This is a genomic window from Flavobacterium lindanitolerans, assembly GCF_002846575.1.
GTDB lineage: Bacteria > Bacteroidota > Bacteroidia > Flavobacteriales > Flavobacteriaceae > Flavobacterium > Flavobacterium lindanitolerans.
This window is the reverse complement of the sequence record NZ_PJND01000008.1, coordinates 269,378-285,375: the sequence shown is the minus strand read 5'-3', so window position 1 is coordinate 285,375 and position 15,998 is coordinate 269,378. Positions and strand designations below refer to the sequence as shown.

16 protein-coding genes are annotated in these 15,998 nt (G+C 37.9%); 3 read left to right on the top strand and 13 right to left on the bottom strand.

What is annotated here, in order from left to right; genetic code table 11:
- Window positions 1-13 precede the first annotated feature (13 nt).
- From B0G92_RS11175 to B0G92_RS11160, 4 genes are all read right to left on the bottom strand, one after another.
- A complete protein-coding gene (locus tag B0G92_RS11175) occupies window positions 14-1,177 on the bottom strand; it encodes an ABC transporter ATP-binding protein (protein ID WP_056065898.1) in 1,164 nt (387 codons plus the stop codon).
- 50 nt (window positions 1,178-1,227) lie between these two features.
- Complete coding sequence (locus B0G92_RS11170; RefSeq protein WP_056065901.1) at window positions 1,228-1,782, bottom strand: DUF3575 domain-containing protein; 555 nt, start codon at window positions 1,780-1,782, stop codon at window positions 1,228-1,230.
- A gap of 82 nt (window positions 1,783-1,864) precedes the next feature.
- The gene (locus B0G92_RS11165; protein WP_101472258.1) at window positions 1,865-2,710 is read right to left on the bottom strand and encodes an aldose 1-epimerase family protein; all 846 of its coding nucleotides are present in this window, start codon (window positions 2,708-2,710) and stop codon (window positions 1,865-1,867) included.
- A gap of 91 nt (window positions 2,711-2,801) precedes the next feature.
- Window positions 2,802-3,209: a hypothetical protein gene (locus tag B0G92_RS11160; protein ID WP_143395023.1), complete on the bottom strand. Its 408-nt coding sequence runs from the start codon at window positions 3,207-3,209 to the stop codon at window positions 2,802-2,804.
- 433 nt (window positions 3,210-3,642) lie between these two features.
- On the opposite strand from B0G92_RS11160, the gene B0G92_RS11155 reads away from it, so the two are divergent.
- Both B0G92_RS11155 and B0G92_RS11150 read left to right on the top strand, forming a co-directional pair.
- Entirely contained in the window at window positions 3,643-3,924 is a 282-nt protein-coding gene (locus B0G92_RS11155; RefSeq protein WP_056065909.1) for a hypothetical protein, read from the top strand.
- Between the two features lie 33 nt (window positions 3,925-3,957).
- On the top strand, window positions 3,958-4,218 hold the full coding sequence (locus B0G92_RS11150) for a hypothetical protein (protein ID WP_056065912.1): 261 nt from the start codon (window positions 3,958-3,960) through the stop codon (window positions 4,216-4,218).
- Window positions 4,219-4,294: 76 nt separating this feature from the next.
- Here B0G92_RS11150 and clpB read toward each other — a convergent pair whose 3' ends face one another.
- Complete coding sequence (gene clpB, locus B0G92_RS11145; protein ID WP_101472257.1) at window positions 4,295-6,895, bottom strand: ATP-dependent chaperone ClpB; 2,601 nt, start codon at window positions 6,893-6,895, stop codon at window positions 4,295-4,297.
- Window positions 6,896-7,022: 127 nt separating this feature from the next.
- Between clpB and ytxJ the strand changes: the two genes are divergently transcribed.
- Complete coding sequence (gene ytxJ, locus B0G92_RS11140) at window positions 7,023-7,433, top strand: bacillithiol system redox-active protein YtxJ (RefSeq protein ID WP_056065918.1); 411 nt, start codon at window positions 7,023-7,025, stop codon at window positions 7,431-7,433.
- Window positions 7,434-7,657: 224 nt separating this feature from the next.
- Here the strand turns inward: ytxJ and argH are convergent, their stop codons facing one another.
- The 8 genes from argH to B0G92_RS11100 are packed head-to-tail and all read right to left on the bottom strand — an operon-like array spanning window position 7,658 to window position 15,718.
- Window positions 7,658-8,944 (bottom strand): argininosuccinate lyase, encoded by a 1,287-nt coding sequence (argH, locus tag B0G92_RS11135; RefSeq protein ID WP_101472256.1) that lies wholly within the window; start codon window positions 8,942-8,944, stop codon window positions 7,658-7,660.
- A 12-nt stretch (window positions 8,945-8,956) separates the two neighbouring features.
- A complete protein-coding gene (locus tag B0G92_RS11130; protein WP_101472255.1) occupies window positions 8,957-10,048 on the bottom strand; it encodes a M20 family metallo-hydrolase in 1,092 nt (363 codons plus the stop codon).
- Between the two features lie 11 nt (window positions 10,049-10,059).
- Entirely contained in the window at window positions 10,060-10,842 is a 783-nt protein-coding gene (gene argB, locus B0G92_RS11125; RefSeq protein ID WP_101472254.1) for an acetylglutamate kinase, read from the bottom strand.
- A complete protein-coding gene (locus B0G92_RS11120; protein WP_101472253.1) occupies window positions 10,832-11,782 on the bottom strand; it encodes an N-acetylornithine carbamoyltransferase in 951 nt (316 codons plus the stop codon). The genes argB and B0G92_RS11120 overlap by 11 nt, the downstream gene beginning before the upstream one ends.
- 5 nt (window positions 11,783-11,787) lie before the next feature.
- Window positions 11,788-12,924, bottom strand: a complete 1,137-nt coding sequence (locus B0G92_RS11115; RefSeq protein WP_101472252.1) for an aspartate aminotransferase family protein — start codon at window positions 12,922-12,924, stop codon at window positions 11,788-11,790.
- A 17-nt stretch (window positions 12,925-12,941) separates the two neighbouring features.
- Entirely contained in the window at window positions 12,942-13,919 is a 978-nt protein-coding gene (argC, locus tag B0G92_RS11110) for an N-acetyl-gamma-glutamyl-phosphate reductase (protein ID WP_101472251.1), read from the bottom strand.
- On the bottom strand, window positions 13,912-15,105 hold the full coding sequence (locus B0G92_RS11105) for an argininosuccinate synthase (protein ID WP_101472250.1): 1,194 nt from the start codon (window positions 15,103-15,105) through the stop codon (window positions 13,912-13,914). Before B0G92_RS11105 ends, argC begins: the two co-directional genes overlap by 8 nt.
- 4 nt (window positions 15,106-15,109) lie before the next feature.
- A complete protein-coding gene (locus tag B0G92_RS11100) occupies window positions 15,110-15,718 on the bottom strand; it encodes a GNAT family N-acetyltransferase (RefSeq protein WP_056065941.1) in 609 nt (202 codons plus the stop codon).
- Window positions 15,719-15,998: the final 280 nt, after the last annotated feature.

Here is a 15,998-nt window from a genome sequence, read left to right as displayed (position 1 = left end):
AAGGATGAGTTTTTTAGGAAACGAAGAATCTTCGGGTAGATTTTGAAATATTTCTGAAGTACTGAAGCGGAATCTGTTTTTCTGTGATGATTCTTAAAAAACCGTAAGTGTCTAATTTTTCAGAAAACGTTGCAATATAAGTACCGCCATTAAATTTAAGTGAAATTAATTCGCCTGATAGGGCATCATTAAGCTGGTTTTGTGACCATTCACTTTCAAATTCAATAATAAGAAATTGCTCTTCTGTTTTTTCTGTTTCTTGTGGAGTCGCTTTTGAATGAAGATTTTTCTGCTCTCCGTTCTTTAAGAAAATTACCTGGTCTGAAGTTTTTTCGACTTCATACAACTGTTGTGAGCTCAAAACGATTCCAATCGGGCGGAAAGGAGATTTCGCAATCGCCCTGAAATCTTCCAATACGGTTTGCTGGGCAAGAATATCCAGATTGGCAAGCGGTTCGTCAATCAGCAATATTTTAGGCTTTCTTAAAAGCATTCTCGCCAGTTCAAAACGCATCTTATACCCGGATGATAAGTTTTTCCAACTGTGATTTCGGTATTTTCTTAAGTTGAGTCTGGCAATGATTAGTTCTACAATTAATTTGTTTTCAGCAGGTTTATAACCATAACTTGAAGCTGTAAACTGAAGATTTTCAAACATAGAACCATGCCAGGTTGCTGTCCTTTGCGGTATATAGACCAATTGTGTTCTTAAATCATAGGTATCGTTAAAATCAAAATTATAACCTAGTTTTCCGGAAGTTGCAAATAATTCTCCGCAAAGTAGTCGGAGAAGTGTTGTTTTTCCATTGCCATTTTCACCTACAAGACCTAAAATTTCGCCCTGACTGAGTTCCAGATGTATTGGCCCAAGCGAAAAACTTGCATTTCCATATGTTTTTTTGAGGTTTTCTGCTGTGACAAGAATTTGTTTTTCAGGAACAGGTTTATTTTTTAACTGTTGGTAAAGTTCCTCAAGCAGTAGTGCGAAACGTTGTTTTTTTAGCTCGATGTTATTCTCATTCTGGTCAAGCCAATCTAATAACTCGTTAGTTTTTTGGTAAAAGGAAATATCTTCCGTGTCGAGCGTAAGGTCGATTATTCTTTTGGTTAGCAGTGAATAATCTTCAAAATCCAGAAAACTCTTGATTTCCTGGAATTGTTTCTCAAATTCTGTCATGATATAAGTCTATATATCAAATATAACAGAAAAATCTTCCAAATAGTATTTTATTTGATTTTGTATGCAATCATCAAACCACCTCGATATAATATCCATTCCCCACTTTTGTTGTAGTTATGTATCCAGGTGTCATACCGTTCTCCGGTTGATAATAAATATCCTTTGTAAAATGCTTCCTGATGCCCGCCACCAACAAAAAGATCCAAAGCCCATTTATCACTTAGTTTCCATTGGTAGCCAAGTGTTAATCCTAGCATATAGTTATAACCTTTCTGATAAAAGTCGGTATCTTTATAACCGTACTTCTGAAGTTCAAATGTACCTCCGCTGACGTTCGCTCCGACATAAAACCCGTTATTTTTTTCATTAAAGTGATAACGTACTTCGGGTGTTATGATTAGTGCTTTGAATGGGGCACCGTTTACAGATTCCCAAAATGAAGCTGTTGCATCAAATTGGAAAGTCATTTTTTTCCCGATGCTGGTTTCCACGCCTATATTGGGGATAAGCGCCAAAGCTGAGGCACCGTTAAATTTTACATAGGTTTGGCCGTAAGAAAAGAATGTGCTTGCAAGGAACAACAGCGATAAGTATTTTTTCATTTTTAATGAAATCAATTTTTGCAAATGTAGCAAGGATAATGTTGTGTATGCCTATTCACAATTGCTTTTTTAGGTTAAGAAATTAGATTTTTATTCTGAAAGAGGTTTCAAATGTTTCTTTTGCAGAAAGAATTAGTATTCCTTCTTTTTCAAATAAATTCCCCGTACTTTTTATAGAGTCTGAATAGCCATGCCAAGGCTCCAAACAGATAAAAGGCGCATTGTTTTTTGTCCAGATTCCAAGATTTGGGAAATCGTACAGAGAGATTTCCACGTAAGGCTTGCCGTTTTTGAGTATTTGGATTTTTTTCGATTCCAGTTTTTTAATTATCAAGGCATCTTCTTCAAATAGAGAATAGGACAGAGGCAGTTTGTGATCTGATAGTTTTAATACAGTGGTACGTTCAGAAAGCAAATTGTTTTCTAAAGAATAGCAAGTAAGCGACTCATCATTTTCAAAAAGAAGCGAGTAATTTTCAAAAGTATCAGTTAGCGCAAAGGCAGGATGACCGCCTATGGAGAAAGGCATTTTTGTATTGCCATTATTGGTAACTTCATATTTGATAGTAAGATAATTCTCTTCCAGAGTGTAAATTATCTTTAATTCAAAATCAAAAGGATAGTATTTTGCTGTTTCTTCAGACGAACGAAAGGAAAATACAGCTTTATTTTTAAAGGTTTCCTCCACACAGAACACATTATCTCTCGCAAATCCATGTCTTGATAATTGATACGACTTATTTTCATAGTTATATTGCCCCTCTTTTAGTGTACCTACAATAGGAAATAAAATAGGAGAGTGCTTGTCCCAAAAGTTAGGATTTCCTTCCCATATATATTCTTTAGCGTTTCTCTTTAATGAAATTAATTCAGCCCCTTTTGTATTGATGGTAGCCTTTAGCTCTTTATTTTGTAGAACAATGTTCATACGGATTTGATTTAAGATGATATATGGCAAAAATAGAATAAAAAAACACCAGCGTGCAGGCTGGTGTTTTACAATTTTTTTTGAAACGGAATTATTGAATTACAACGCTGTGCGTAATAAATTCTGTTGCGCTTTTTTTGAACTTAAACACGTAAGTACCATTTTGGCTAACAGTAAACTTGTACGGTTGAGTTTTGGTTGAAGGAGTTGTTCCGCAGTTTGTTCCGGTGTATTTTACTTCTACCTCAACAGTTTTTGTATTTCCGCTTGTAGATTCTACAAATCTGTTGAACACACCACAATTATTATCAACAACGTGGGTCACCGTTAAAGTGATTTCCTGATTCTTAGCTCCAGTTGTAGGACCGGTAACTGCTGTTGTAAATTCTTTTTGTGTGGTTTGGTTGTTGCTTTTAGAATCGTCATCGTTACTGCAAGAAGTAAGAGCCGTCGAAACGAACAAAACTAACGCCATTGTTTTTAATGCAAACTTTTTCATAGTTAAAAATTTTAAATTGTTTTTTCTTAAAGATGTAGTAAAATGAAAAGGTTGCTTTTTTGCTATGAATTTTAACATCTTTTTTTGTATTATTTTTCTTGCCTATTAAAAATCAATATTTTAGAAAAAAAGGAAATAACAACCGGCATCAATTTTTCGCAATGGTGATGTTTAAAGATTTGGGATTATTAAGAATCTTTTTTTGATTGTTTTTTAAGTGCAAAAGTTGTTTTCAGAATTGTTAAAAATGGTAATTATATAAACATAAATTTTATAGTATAAAAATTAAGGTTTTTGCTACGTTTTTAACATTATTTTAATGGTTTTTTGCGTAAAATTTAATACTTGTTGAAGGTGTTGGTAAATATAAAAAAGCCAAATTTGTAAACATACCAACCTAAAATAATTACTAACCTAACCAAAACAAAGCATTATGAAAAATCTAATCACATTATTGGGCATCAAAGAATTTATCATTGAAAACGAATTAACGGATAGTGTAATGCTTGTACTACATCCTAAAAATTTTGACGAGCTGGCAATGGAATATATTGTTAGTAATAATATGCAAATTGAAAGACCTTTTGAGGTTTTGGGTATATGTGTCATAGAGGACACTGACGGGGAAGTAGCTTACAACGAGATTGATATTCTGGAAATTGCTTATGACCACCATGAGGAATTTGAATATGAATATTTGAGAGCTGCTGTTTGATAATTTGCCACCAAACTATAAACTTAATTTAATATGAATCGTTTAACCTTTGCCATCTCAACAGTTGGCCTGCTGATTTCGGGTTATGCACTACCCGGAAGATTTGCTGATAATTCTTCAGAAATGGCCAGCCTATTGCTCAAAGGAGGTTTCATATTGCTTTTTATTTGCTCTTTTATTGTAAATGGATATTGCATTATTAGCTTTTTCAGAAAAAAACGAAGTTTCGGAAGAAGGAAGCATTATGGAATCCGTACCGTAAGGCAATATTATCCGCAGAGAAGCACACGTTAATAGCGAAAATTCTTTTCTGCAAAAAAGCCTAACCAAAAACTTGGTTAGGCTTTTTTTATTTTAGTAATCTCAATTATTAATTTGCCAATTCGGTCTGATTTCTAAATACCAGTTTTCCGTCAAAGCTGTCTAACAGAATAATGCTGTCTGTAGTGACTTTTCCTGAAAGTATTTCTTTCGAAAGTTCATTCAGGACTTCTTTCTGAACAACTCTTTTTACAGGTCGTGCACCAAATTGCGGGTCGTAGCCTTTTTTAGCAAGGTAATCAATCGCTTCCGGTGTGGCATCTAAAGTAATGTTTTGTAATGCCAGCATCTTAGTGATAGATTTTAGTTGTAGTCCCACAATTTCCTTAATGTTGTTTTCATTAAGAGGTGTAAACATTACGATGTCATCAATCCTGTTTATAAATTCAGGGCGTACGGTTTGTTTCAATAAAGCAAGTACTTCTACTTTGGCAGCTTCAATCGCGCTTTCAACATTCCCTTTCAGGTTCTCGAATTTCTCCTGTATGATAGAGCTTCCCATATTGGAAGTCATGATAATAATCGTGTTCTTGAAATCGGCTAAACGACCTTTATTATCGGTCAGACGGCCTTCGTCTAATACTTGCAACAAAATATTGAACGTATCAGGGTGTGCCTTCTCAATTTCATCAAGCAATACAACAGAATATGGTTTTCTTCTAACAGCTTCCGTCAATTGTCCGCCTTCATCATAACCTACATATCCCGGAGGCGCACCAACCAAACGGCTAACGCTATGCCTTTCCTGATATTCGCTCATGTCGATTCTTGTCATGGCATTTTCATCATCAAACAAGTAAGAGGCCAATGCTTTTGCCAATTCTGTTTTTCCTACACCTGTTGTTCCCAGAAACAGGAAGGAACCGATAGGCTTTTTAACGTCTTGTAATCCGGCACGGCTTCTTCTTACGGCGTCACTGACGGCTTCAATAGCTTCTTCCTGACCTACAACTCTTTTATGCAGTTCTTCTTCAAGATGAAGCAGTTTTTCTCTTTCGCCCTGCAGCATTTTCATTACCGGAATTCCGGTCCATTTGGCAACAACTTCGGCAATATCTTCACGGGTTACTTCTTCTTTGATTAAAGAATGCCCTTCGTTTTCCTGCAATTGCTTTTGGAAAGCATCCAATCGTTCCTGAGCTTCTTTGATTTTTCCGTAACGTAATTCGGCTACTTTTCCGTAATCGCCTTCGCGTTCGGCTCTTTCTGCTTCCAGTTTGAAATTCTCAATTTCTGTTTTGGTAGCCTGAACGTTGTCTACAATGTCTTTTTCGCTTTTCCATTTGGCAAAAATCTCATTGCGTTCTTCTTTCAGGTTTGCCAATTCCAGACCCAGACTTTTCAGCTTGTTTTCGTCGTTTTCACGTTTAATCGCTTCCATTTCGATTTCAAGCTGCATGATTTTCCTATCCAGAACGTCCAGTTCTTCAGGCTTTGAATTAATTTCCATTCGGAGTTTAGAGGCTGCTTCGTCCATTAAGTCAATAGCCTTGTCCGGAAGAAAACGATTGGTGATATAGCGTTGAGATAATTCAACAGCCGCAATAATAGCTTCGTCTTTGATGCGAACCTGATGGTGTGTTTCGTATTTTTCTTTGATACCACGCAAGATGGAAATAGCACTTTCCGTATCCGGTTCATCAACCATAACTTTTTGGAAACGTCTTTCTAATGCCTTATCCTTTTCAAAATATTTTTGATATTCGTCTAAGGTTGTCGCACCAATAGCTCTTAGTTCACCACGGGCGAGTGCAGGTTTTAATATGTTCGCTGCATCCATTGCGCCTTCACCGCCTCCGGCACCTACCAGGGTATGGATTTCATCAATAAAAAGGACAATATCACCTTCTGCAGAGGTTACTTCCTTTACAACCGATTTTAATCGTTCTTCAAATTCCCCTTTGTATTTGGCACCGGCAATCAAGGCCCCCATATCTAAAGAATACACAATCTTGTCTTTTAGATTTTCAGGCACGTCACCATCAACGATTCTGTGGGCAAGTCCTTCGGCAATGGCCGTTTTACCAACACCGGGTTCCCCTACAAGCATTGGGTTGTTTTTTGTTCTTCTTGTCAAAATCTGTAAAACCCTGCGGATTTCTTCATCTCTGCCAATAACCGGGTCGAGTTTTCCGCTGCTGGCAAGTTCGTTTAGGTTTTTAGCGTATTTGTTTAACGAGTTGTAAGTTTCTTCAGCGGAAGCAGAAGTAACCCTATCGCCTTTACGAAGTTCGTCAATAGCCGCTTTTAGTCCTTTTTCAGTAACTCCCTGGTCTTTTAAAATTTGGGCAATTTTACTTTTTGAATTGAAAATAGCCAATAGAAGATGTTCGATAGATACAAATTCATCGTTCATCTTTTTGGCAATGTTTGCCGCATTGTTTAATGTGCTTGACGCTTCTCTCGATAGCATAATATCACCTCCCGAAACTTTTGGGAAAGATTGTAATGTACTATCCAGAATCTGCTGCAAAAGTCCCAGATTTACGTTGAGTTTTTTAAGCAGGAATGGAGTAACGTTTTCGTCTACTTCAAAGATTCCTTTTACGATATGTTCGTTTTCAATCTGTTGATTTCCAAAGTTTTGAGCAATTTGCTGAGCCCTTTGGATGGCTTCCTGAGATTTTATGGTAAAATTATTAAAGTTCATAGATTAAATTTTTAAATTTGATAAAGTCATTTCAATTTATATTCCAATAGGGTAAATCTGACAAAATGGCTTAAAAAGAAGTATTTTTATTAATTTAACAAGACAAAAAGTCTTAAATCCTGACGATATGAGTTTTTTTGATAAAATTTTTGGCAATACAGATAAATCAGATAAATCGGATAATAAAGATACGAATCAAAACGGCTTTAATTGGAATGATTTAACAGAATTAAAACAATTGGATTCTATTATAGAAGAGTCGGAAGAAAAACCGGTAGTAATCTTTAAGCACAGCACACGCTGCAGCATTAGCAGGATGGCGCTAAAGAATTTTGAAAGAGAATATAAAGCAGATGATAACGAGGCCTCGCTATATTTTTTAGACCTTTTGAATTACCGTGATATTTCAAATGAAATTGCACAGCGCTTTCATGTTATCCATCAATCTCCTCAATTATTGCTGATTAAGAATGGAAAATCAGTTTATGATGTTTCACATAGTGCAATTGATGCGGAGGCTTTGGAAGGGAAATTGTGAAAGAGGTGCTAAGTTGCTAAGGTTCTGAGGCACTAAGGTTTTGTGTTCTTATGAGTAAAAGAGAAGTTATTGAATTAGCTAAAAGAGGTTGTAAGACACTAAGGAGCTAAGTTTTGTTCTTTCTGAGCAATTGTTATCTGATTTTACAACGGAAAACCAGATTCTCATAGCATAAACTCTATTCTTAACGTCTTAAAGCCTTAGTGCCTCAGAACCTTAGTGCCTTAGTCCCTCAAAAAATTCTCCATCTTCAAAACAATCTCCTTTAAACACAAATTATTAATACTGCCTTCATGTGTATGCGTTGTTTTTGATGAAGGCTCATATTCGCCATTTTCAATTTGTGTAGCAATTATTTTATAAGCATCTCTGAAAGGGACCCCCTGCTGAACCAGTTCATTCAAATTATCAACGGTAAACAGGTAATCGTATTTTTTATCTTCAAGGATGGTTGTATTCACCTGAATGTCTTTTAAAGAAAAGCAGGCAATCTCCAGACATGATTTTAAATTCTGAATAGCAGGAAAAAGTCCTTCTTTTAGTAATTGGAAATCTCTGTGATAGCCACTTGGCAGATTGTTGGTCAGCAAAGTGATTTCATAAGGCAGGGCCTGAATCTTATTGCATTTTGCCCTGATCAATTCAAAAACATCCGGATTTTTCTTGTGGGGCATAATGCTGGAACCTGTAGTCAGGTGATTTGGAAGGCTTATAAAGTTGAAATTCTGACTCATATACAAGCAGACATCCATAGCCAGCTTGGATAAAGTGGCTGCCAGTCCTGAAAATGCGAATGAAACTGTTTTCTCAGCTTTTCCACGGCTCATTTGTGCGGCTACCGAATTGTATTTCAATATCGAAAACCCTAATTCCTGAGTGGTAAATGTTCTGTCAATAGGAAAAGAACTTCCATATCCGGCAGCAGAACCCAGCGGATTTTGGTCTACAATTTTTTGTGCCGCATTGAGCATAACCATATCGTCAATGAGTAATTCTGCATAGGCAGAAAACCACATCCCAAAAGAAGAAGGCATAGCAATCTGCAAATGCGTGTAGCCCGGAAGAATAATATCTTCGTGTTTTTTGCTCAATAAAATCAGCAGGTCGAAAAGTTCCTTAACGAGTTTTTTGACAGATGTGATTTCTTCTTTCAGATAAAGATGTATATCTACCAGAACCTGGTCGTTTCTGGAACGGGCCGTATGGATTTTTTTTCCGGCTTCGCCTAATTTTTCAGTTAATAGATATTCTATTTTAGAATGCACATCTTCAAAAGCCGCTTCAATTGTAAAGTTGCCTTGTTTTATTTGTGCCAGAATATCTTCTAAAGCCAATACCAAATCGGTTGTTTCCTTTTCGGTCAGGATGTTTATTTTGCCCAACATTTTGGCATGTGCGATAGAGCCTAATACATCGTATTTTGCCAGAACCAAATCCAGTTCCCTGTCATTTCCAACCGTAAAGAGGTCTATTTTCTGGTCGGTAGGTATTCCTTTTTCCCAAAGTTTCATAGTGTGTGTTATTTAGGTTATTGTGTTGTTTAGATTAAAAAAATCGGATAAAATTTTGGTATATAAGTGAATACCTTCCCTTATTTCTTCCAGAAAAATAAATTCATTGGCGGTATGTGAACGCAGCGAGTCGCCAGGTCCCAGTTTCATCGATTGGCAGTTCAAAACCGATTGGTCAGATAGTGTAGGCGAACCGTATGTTTGTCTTCCCAAAGAAATTCCCGCTTGTACCAAAGGATGGTTTTTGTCGATTGAAGACGCATTCAAATGCATTGACCTTGGATTTACGTTTCCTTTGATATGTTGTTGTACAACTTTGAGGATTTCTTCATTCGTATAGCAATCGTTTACGCGAATATCTACAACCAGACTGCATTCAGACGGTACTACATTGTGCTGTTTTCCGGCATTTATCTGCGTAACGGTCATTTTTACAGGGCCTAATATTTCAGATACCTTTTCAAATTCATACGTCCTGAACCATTCAATAGCGGCAAGTGCATTGTAAATTGGATTGTCTGTATTTTGGTGAGCCGCATGACTTGCTGTTCCGGGAATGATGATGTCCAGGACAAGAAGTCCTTTTTCAGCAATGGCCAACTGCATCTGTGTTGGTTCGCCTACTATGGCACATTCTATTTCAGGCAGATGTTTCAATAAACCATTCAGTCCGTTTGGGCCGCTACTTTCTTCTTCGGCAGTACCCGCAAATAAAATATTGTAAGGAAGGTTTTCATAAGCATAAAAATAGGTGAACGTAGCCAACAAAGAAACCAGGCAACCTCCGGCATCATTGCTTCCAAGTCCAAATAATTTTCCGTCTTTTTCAATAGCTTCAAACGGATTTAAAGTATAGCCTTCGTTTGGTTTTACTGTATCATGGTGAGAATTCAGCAGCAGTGTTGGTTTTGATGCATCATAATGCAAATTTACAGCCCAGACATTGTTGTTTTCTCTCTGAAACGGAATGGAATTGTTTTGAAACCAGTTTTCCAGTAAAAGTGCTGTTTGGGCTTCTTCTGATGAAAAAGACGGTGTTTCAATAAGCTGTTTTAATAAACTGATGGCTTCGTTGGTTACTATTTCGATGCTTTTATGCGTCATGATTTTTCTCTTTATAATTTTATTTGGGTAGCTGCAGCCTTGTTTTTCAGCGTTTTTTGATTTCCAATTACAATTGTGTGAACGCCATTGTTCAATGATTTGAAGCAGTTTTCGAGTTTGGGCAACATTCCCGAATGGATGGTCTGCTCGTTTTTTAATGTTTGGTATTTCTCAAAATCAAGAACTTCAATAACCGAATCATCATCTTCCGAATTAAGTAAAACACCTTTTTTCTCAAAACAGTAGATGAGTTCTACCTCATATTCTTCAGATAAGGAAATTGCAATTTCTGCAGCAATCGTATCGGCGTTCGTATTCAATAACTGACCTTTTCCGTCATGTGTAATGGCTGAAAAAACAGGTATGCAGTTTTGCACTAACAAGGCCGAAATCAGCTTATTGTTTACCTGGATTACATCACCAACAAACCCAAAATCGATTTCCGTGTTTTTCCTTTTCTCTGACTGGATGAGGTTACCGTCTGCACCCGAAAATCCGATGCTGTTTGTGCCAAATTGTTGCAATTGGGCTACAATCTGTTTATTTAATAAACCGGAATAGGTCATAACGGCAACATCGAGCATAGCTTCATCTGTAATTCTTCTGCCGTTTGAAAAGCAAGGTTTTAATCCCAGTTTTTCGGCTATTTCGCTGGCTTTTTTACCACCGCCATGTACCAGAATTTTATGTCCTTTCAGTTCCGAAAAGTCGGTAAGGAATTCTGACAAGAGTTGTTCATTGTCGATGATGTTGCCGCCTATTTTTATGATGCTAAGACCTGGTTTAGTTTTCATTTTCCAGAATTTTTGTCAATATTGCCTGTGCTGCATAAGTCCTGTTGTTGGCTTGCGGGATAACGATAGAATTATCGCCGTCTAAAACCTCATCAGAAACAATCATATTTCTTCTAACCGGAAGGCAATGCAAGAACTTTGCATTAGCTGTAAGTTCCATTTTTTCCTGTGTGATGGTCCAATTCATGTCTTTAGAAAGGATTTTCCCGTAATCATTATAGGCACTCCAATTTTTAGCATATATAAAATCGGCATTTTTGAAGGCCTCATCCTGATTGTTTGTGATTGTTGCTCCTTTTGTGATTTCAGGATTCAGTTCATATCCTTCCGGATGCGCGATTACAAGCTCATAACCGGAAAGTTTCATAATCTTGACAAAAGAATTGGGTACGGCATGAGGCAAAGCCTTAGGATGCGGTGCCCAGGTCAGAACCACTTTTGGTTTTCTTTTGGTCTTGTATTCCTGTATAGTCAGTGCATCCGCAACGGCCTGGAGCGGATGTTCGGTTGCGCCTTCCAGGCTGATTACCGGAACAGAAGCATATTTTGTAAAAGCATTGATGACCTGTTCTGCTTCGTCCTTTTCCTTATCGGTTAAGGTAGGGAAGCTTCTAACGCCAACAATGTCACAGTATTGAGAAATAACCTGTGCGGCTTCTTTGATGTGTTCCGCCTTATCGCCGTCCATAATCGTGCCGTCCTCAAATTCGAGCGACCAGCCTTCTGTATTGAGATTCATTACAATACAGTCCATCCCAAGATTCAACGCGGCTTTTTGGGTACTCAATCTTGTTCTGAGGCTTGGGTTGAAAAACAGTAGTCCCAGCGTTTTGTGTTTACCCAAACCGGAATTTACAAAAGGGTCAGACTTGATTTTTTTGGCGGTTAAAATCAGTTCGTCCAAATCATTTATATCGTCTACAGTAGTGAACTTTTTCATTTTTTTTAATTTAAGTATTGTAATGCATTTTTTAGTCCGGCAACAAATTTGTCGATTTCCGTTTCAGTGATAAGTAATGGCGGAAGTATTCTTAGCAGGTTCTTTTGGGAGGCATTCCCCGTAAAGATAAATTGCTCATAGACCAATTTTTTGCGCAGTTCTGCCACATCAAAATCAAACTCCAGACCTAGCATAAGGCCTTTTCCCTTAATCTTTTTTACCTGAGGTATTTGTGAAACGGCCTGGATAAAATAATCGGATTGTTTTTTTACGTTTTCCAAAACTGCTTCCTCTTCGATTATTTCTAAAACTGCCAGAGCCGAAGCACAGGCAAGATGGTTACCGCCAAAAGTGGTTCCGAGCAAACCAAACGAGGCTTTGAATTTTGGACTGATGAGCAATCCGCCAATAGGAAATCCGTTGCCCATTCCTTTTGCCATCGTAATAATATCCGGCTTGATGCCATGATGCTGGTGTGCAAAGAATTGTCCGGAACGCCCGTAGCCGCTTTGGATTTCGTCGACAATCAGGATAATGTCATTGGCATTGCAGAGCTCTTCCAATTCCTGAAAAAACTTGGGAGTTCCTTCATCCAATCCGCCAACACCCTGGATTCCTTCAATGATGATTGCCGAGATTTCATTTTCTGAAACTGCTTTTTTGACCAGTTCAATATCGTTGAGCGGTAGAAAAAGAACCGGATGATTGGCATTAATTGGTGCTACAATAGATGGATTATCGGTTACGGCAACTGCGGCAGAAGTTCGTCCGTGAAAGCTTTTGTGAAAAGCAATCACTTTTGATTTTTTGTTATGAAAAGAAGCCAGTTTCAAGGCATTTTCATTGGCTTCTGCACCCGAATTGCATAAAAACACACTGTAATCAGGATAAGCTGACATTTCGCCTAATTTCTTTGCGAAGGCCTCCTGCAATGGGTTTTGGATGGAATTGGAATAAAACCCGATTTTTTCAATCTGTGACTGGATGGCTTTCACATAGTTGGGATGGGAATGTCCTACTGAAATTACACCATGACCGCCATAGAAGTCAAGATACTCCTGATTTTTATCGTCCCAAACTTTGGCTCCCAAGGCTTTGACAGGTGTGATGTTATATATTGGATATACATTAAATAAGCTCATTTTCTTTTTTTTAGGGTTTAAAAACCGCTGGGTTTTAATTTTAATCCGGTTGTTTCTTCCAGGCCAAACATCAGGTTCATGTTCTGTACAGCCTGGCCTGATGCTCCTTTTAGCAGGTTGTCGATAATGGAAGTGACCAAAAGATAATCTCCTTTTTTCTCCAGACTAAGAATGCATTTGTTGGTCTGAACCGCCATTTTCAGGCTGATGTCTTCTGCCGTAACCCATACAAAAGGATGTTCTTTGTAATATGTCTGGTACAAATCAATCAGTTCTTCTTTGCTTTTGCTTGTTTTGGTGTAGAGCGTTGCAAAAATGCCTCGGGTAAATTCGCCGCGATTTGGGATGAATAGTATTTCATTTTCAAAATCTTCCTGCAAACTATTCAGACTTTGTTTTATCTCTGCCAGGTGCTGGTGTTCAAAAGCTTTGTAATGGGAAATATTTGAATTTCTCCAACTATGGTGCGTAGTTTCTGAAAGCTGTACTCCGGCTCCGGTACTTCCCGTTATGGCGTTAACATGAACATCATTTTCCAGTAAATTCTCTGAAGCCAAAGGCAAAAGTGCCAATTGTATGGCGGTTGCAAAACATCCCGGATTGGCAATGTATTTTGCAGCAGCTATTTTATTTTTATTTAGTTCCGGAAGGCCATAAACAAAAGAATCAGAATTGAAATCCGCATCATTATCAAGACGGAAATCATTACTCAGGTCGATGATTCTGGTATGTAAAGCAAATTTGTTATTTTCCAAAAAGGCTTTTGATTTGCCATGTCCGAGGCATAGAAATACGACATTTACATCAGGATTTATTTTGTCTGTAAATACCAAACCGGTTTCGCCTATCAAATCGGGATGTGCTGCCGTTAAAGGCTTTCCGGCCTGTGAGGTGCTGAAAACAAAATCAATTTCTACTTTGGGATGGTTTACCAGAATTCGAAGCAATTCGCCTGAAGTATAACCGGCACCTCCAATAATTCCTGCTTTAATCATAATCGATGGAATTTACTTGTGAATAAATAGACTGGGCATTACCAAGAATCTTGATAAAACCTTTGGCGTCATCAGCCGTCCAGGCATTGTTTATTTCCCCATATTGGCCAAATTTGCTGTTCATCAGGTCGTGTTCGGATTCGATTCCGTCCAATGAAAAATAATATGGCTTTAGGGTTACGGTCACGGTTCCCGTTACATTTTTTTGGGTGTCTTCTAAAAAAGTTTCGATGTTTCTCATTACAGGATCTAAAAACTGCCCTTCATGAAAAAGCATACCGTACCAATTGCCCAACTGTTCTTTCCAGTATTGCTGCCATTTTCCAAGCGTATGTTTCTCCAGCAGATGATGCGCTTTTAGGATGATCAGTGGAGCTGCTGCTTCAAAACCGACTCTTCCTTTGATTCCAATAATCGTATCGCCAACATGAGTGTCTCTCCCGATAGCGTAGGCACTGGCTAATTTTTCCAATTGGGTAATAATAGCCGTTGGTTTGTCAAATACATCGTTAAGACCAATGATTTCTCCCTTTTTGAAATGAAGCGTGATTTTTTCCGGTTCTGTTTTCTGAAGCTGAGACGGATAGGCACTTTCTGGCAATGACAGATTAGAGGTTAATGTTTCTTTACCGCCAACACTGGTCCCCCAAATGCCTTTATTGATTGAATATTGCGCCTTTTCCCAGGAATACTCTACTCCGTTTTTCTGAAGATAGTCGACTTCTTCCTGACGTGATAATTTCAAATCCCTGATTGGCGTGATGATTTCCAGTTGGGGTGCAATTGTCTGGAAAATCAGGTCAAAACGAATCTGATCGTTTCCGGCACCGGTACTGCCATGGGCAATAGCCGAAGCGCCTATTTTTTTGGCGTATTTTACGGTTTCTATAGCCTGGAAAACTCTTTCCGCACTTACAGACAGGGGATAGGTATTGTTTTTCAGTACATTTCCAAAAACTAAAAACCTGATGGCTTTTTCATAATAATGGTCAATGATGTCCAGATTGATATGCTGTGCACTTCCCAATTCATAAGCTCTTTTTTCGATGGCATCTAATTCTTCATTATCAAAACCTCCTGTGTTTATCAATATGGTATGGACCTCCAGTTGCTTTTCATTTTTCAGATATTTCAGGCAGAATGAGGTATCCAAACCGCCGCTATAAGCTAAAACTACTTTTTTCATATGATTATTTTTTTAGAAATGTCTGCTTGATTTGTTTCAATCTTGTCAGCACTTTTTTATTGAATTTCACCTCTTCCGTTTTTTTGTTTTCCGGGTCATAAAGCATTCCTGTACAGAGGCACATTTTGAATTCTTTTCGTTCCAGAATGTCATAATTGGTGCAGCCTTTGCATCCGGCCCAAAAGGTAGGGTCGGTTGTCAGTTCAGAAAAAGGAACGGGTTTGTATCCTAAGTCGGAATTGATTTTCATTACTGCCAGGCCTGTCGTAATCCCGAAAATTTTTGCTCCCGGATATTTTTCCTGGGAGTATTCAAAGACTTTCTTCTTGATTTTTTTGGCAAGTCCGAGGTGACGAAAATCAGGATGTACGATGAGTCCGGAATTGGCTACAAACTGGCCATGTTCCCAGCTTTCAATGTAACAGAAACCTGCAAATTTTCCATTTTCCAAAGCGATTATGGCATCGTTGTTTTCCATTTTTTTCTGGATGTACTCGGGCGACCTTTTGGCAATTCCAGTGCCTCTTAAAAGTGCCGACGCTTCCATGGTATCGCAAATTTCCTGTGCGAACTTATAGTGCTCTTTCTGAGCAATACAGATGGTTACATTCATTTTTAAATGTAAGATTGGGTTAAAAAAATAAGGTGATATTAATTTTGCGGAAGGAGGAAACAGGACGGACCTATTTCATAGAAATATAGCAGACCTAAGGCCGGAAACTGGCCGAAGCTGAAAAAAATAAAGATGTTGTAGTCAAGTCAGGATAGTAATATCCCTGTAAAATGATTGGAAATTTCAAAACTGAAAAATAAAAAATGAATAAAGGTTTTAGGACTCGTTAAACTTTGGCGGTACAGATTATGACCGCACAACCCGCGAAGTTAGTGCAGGA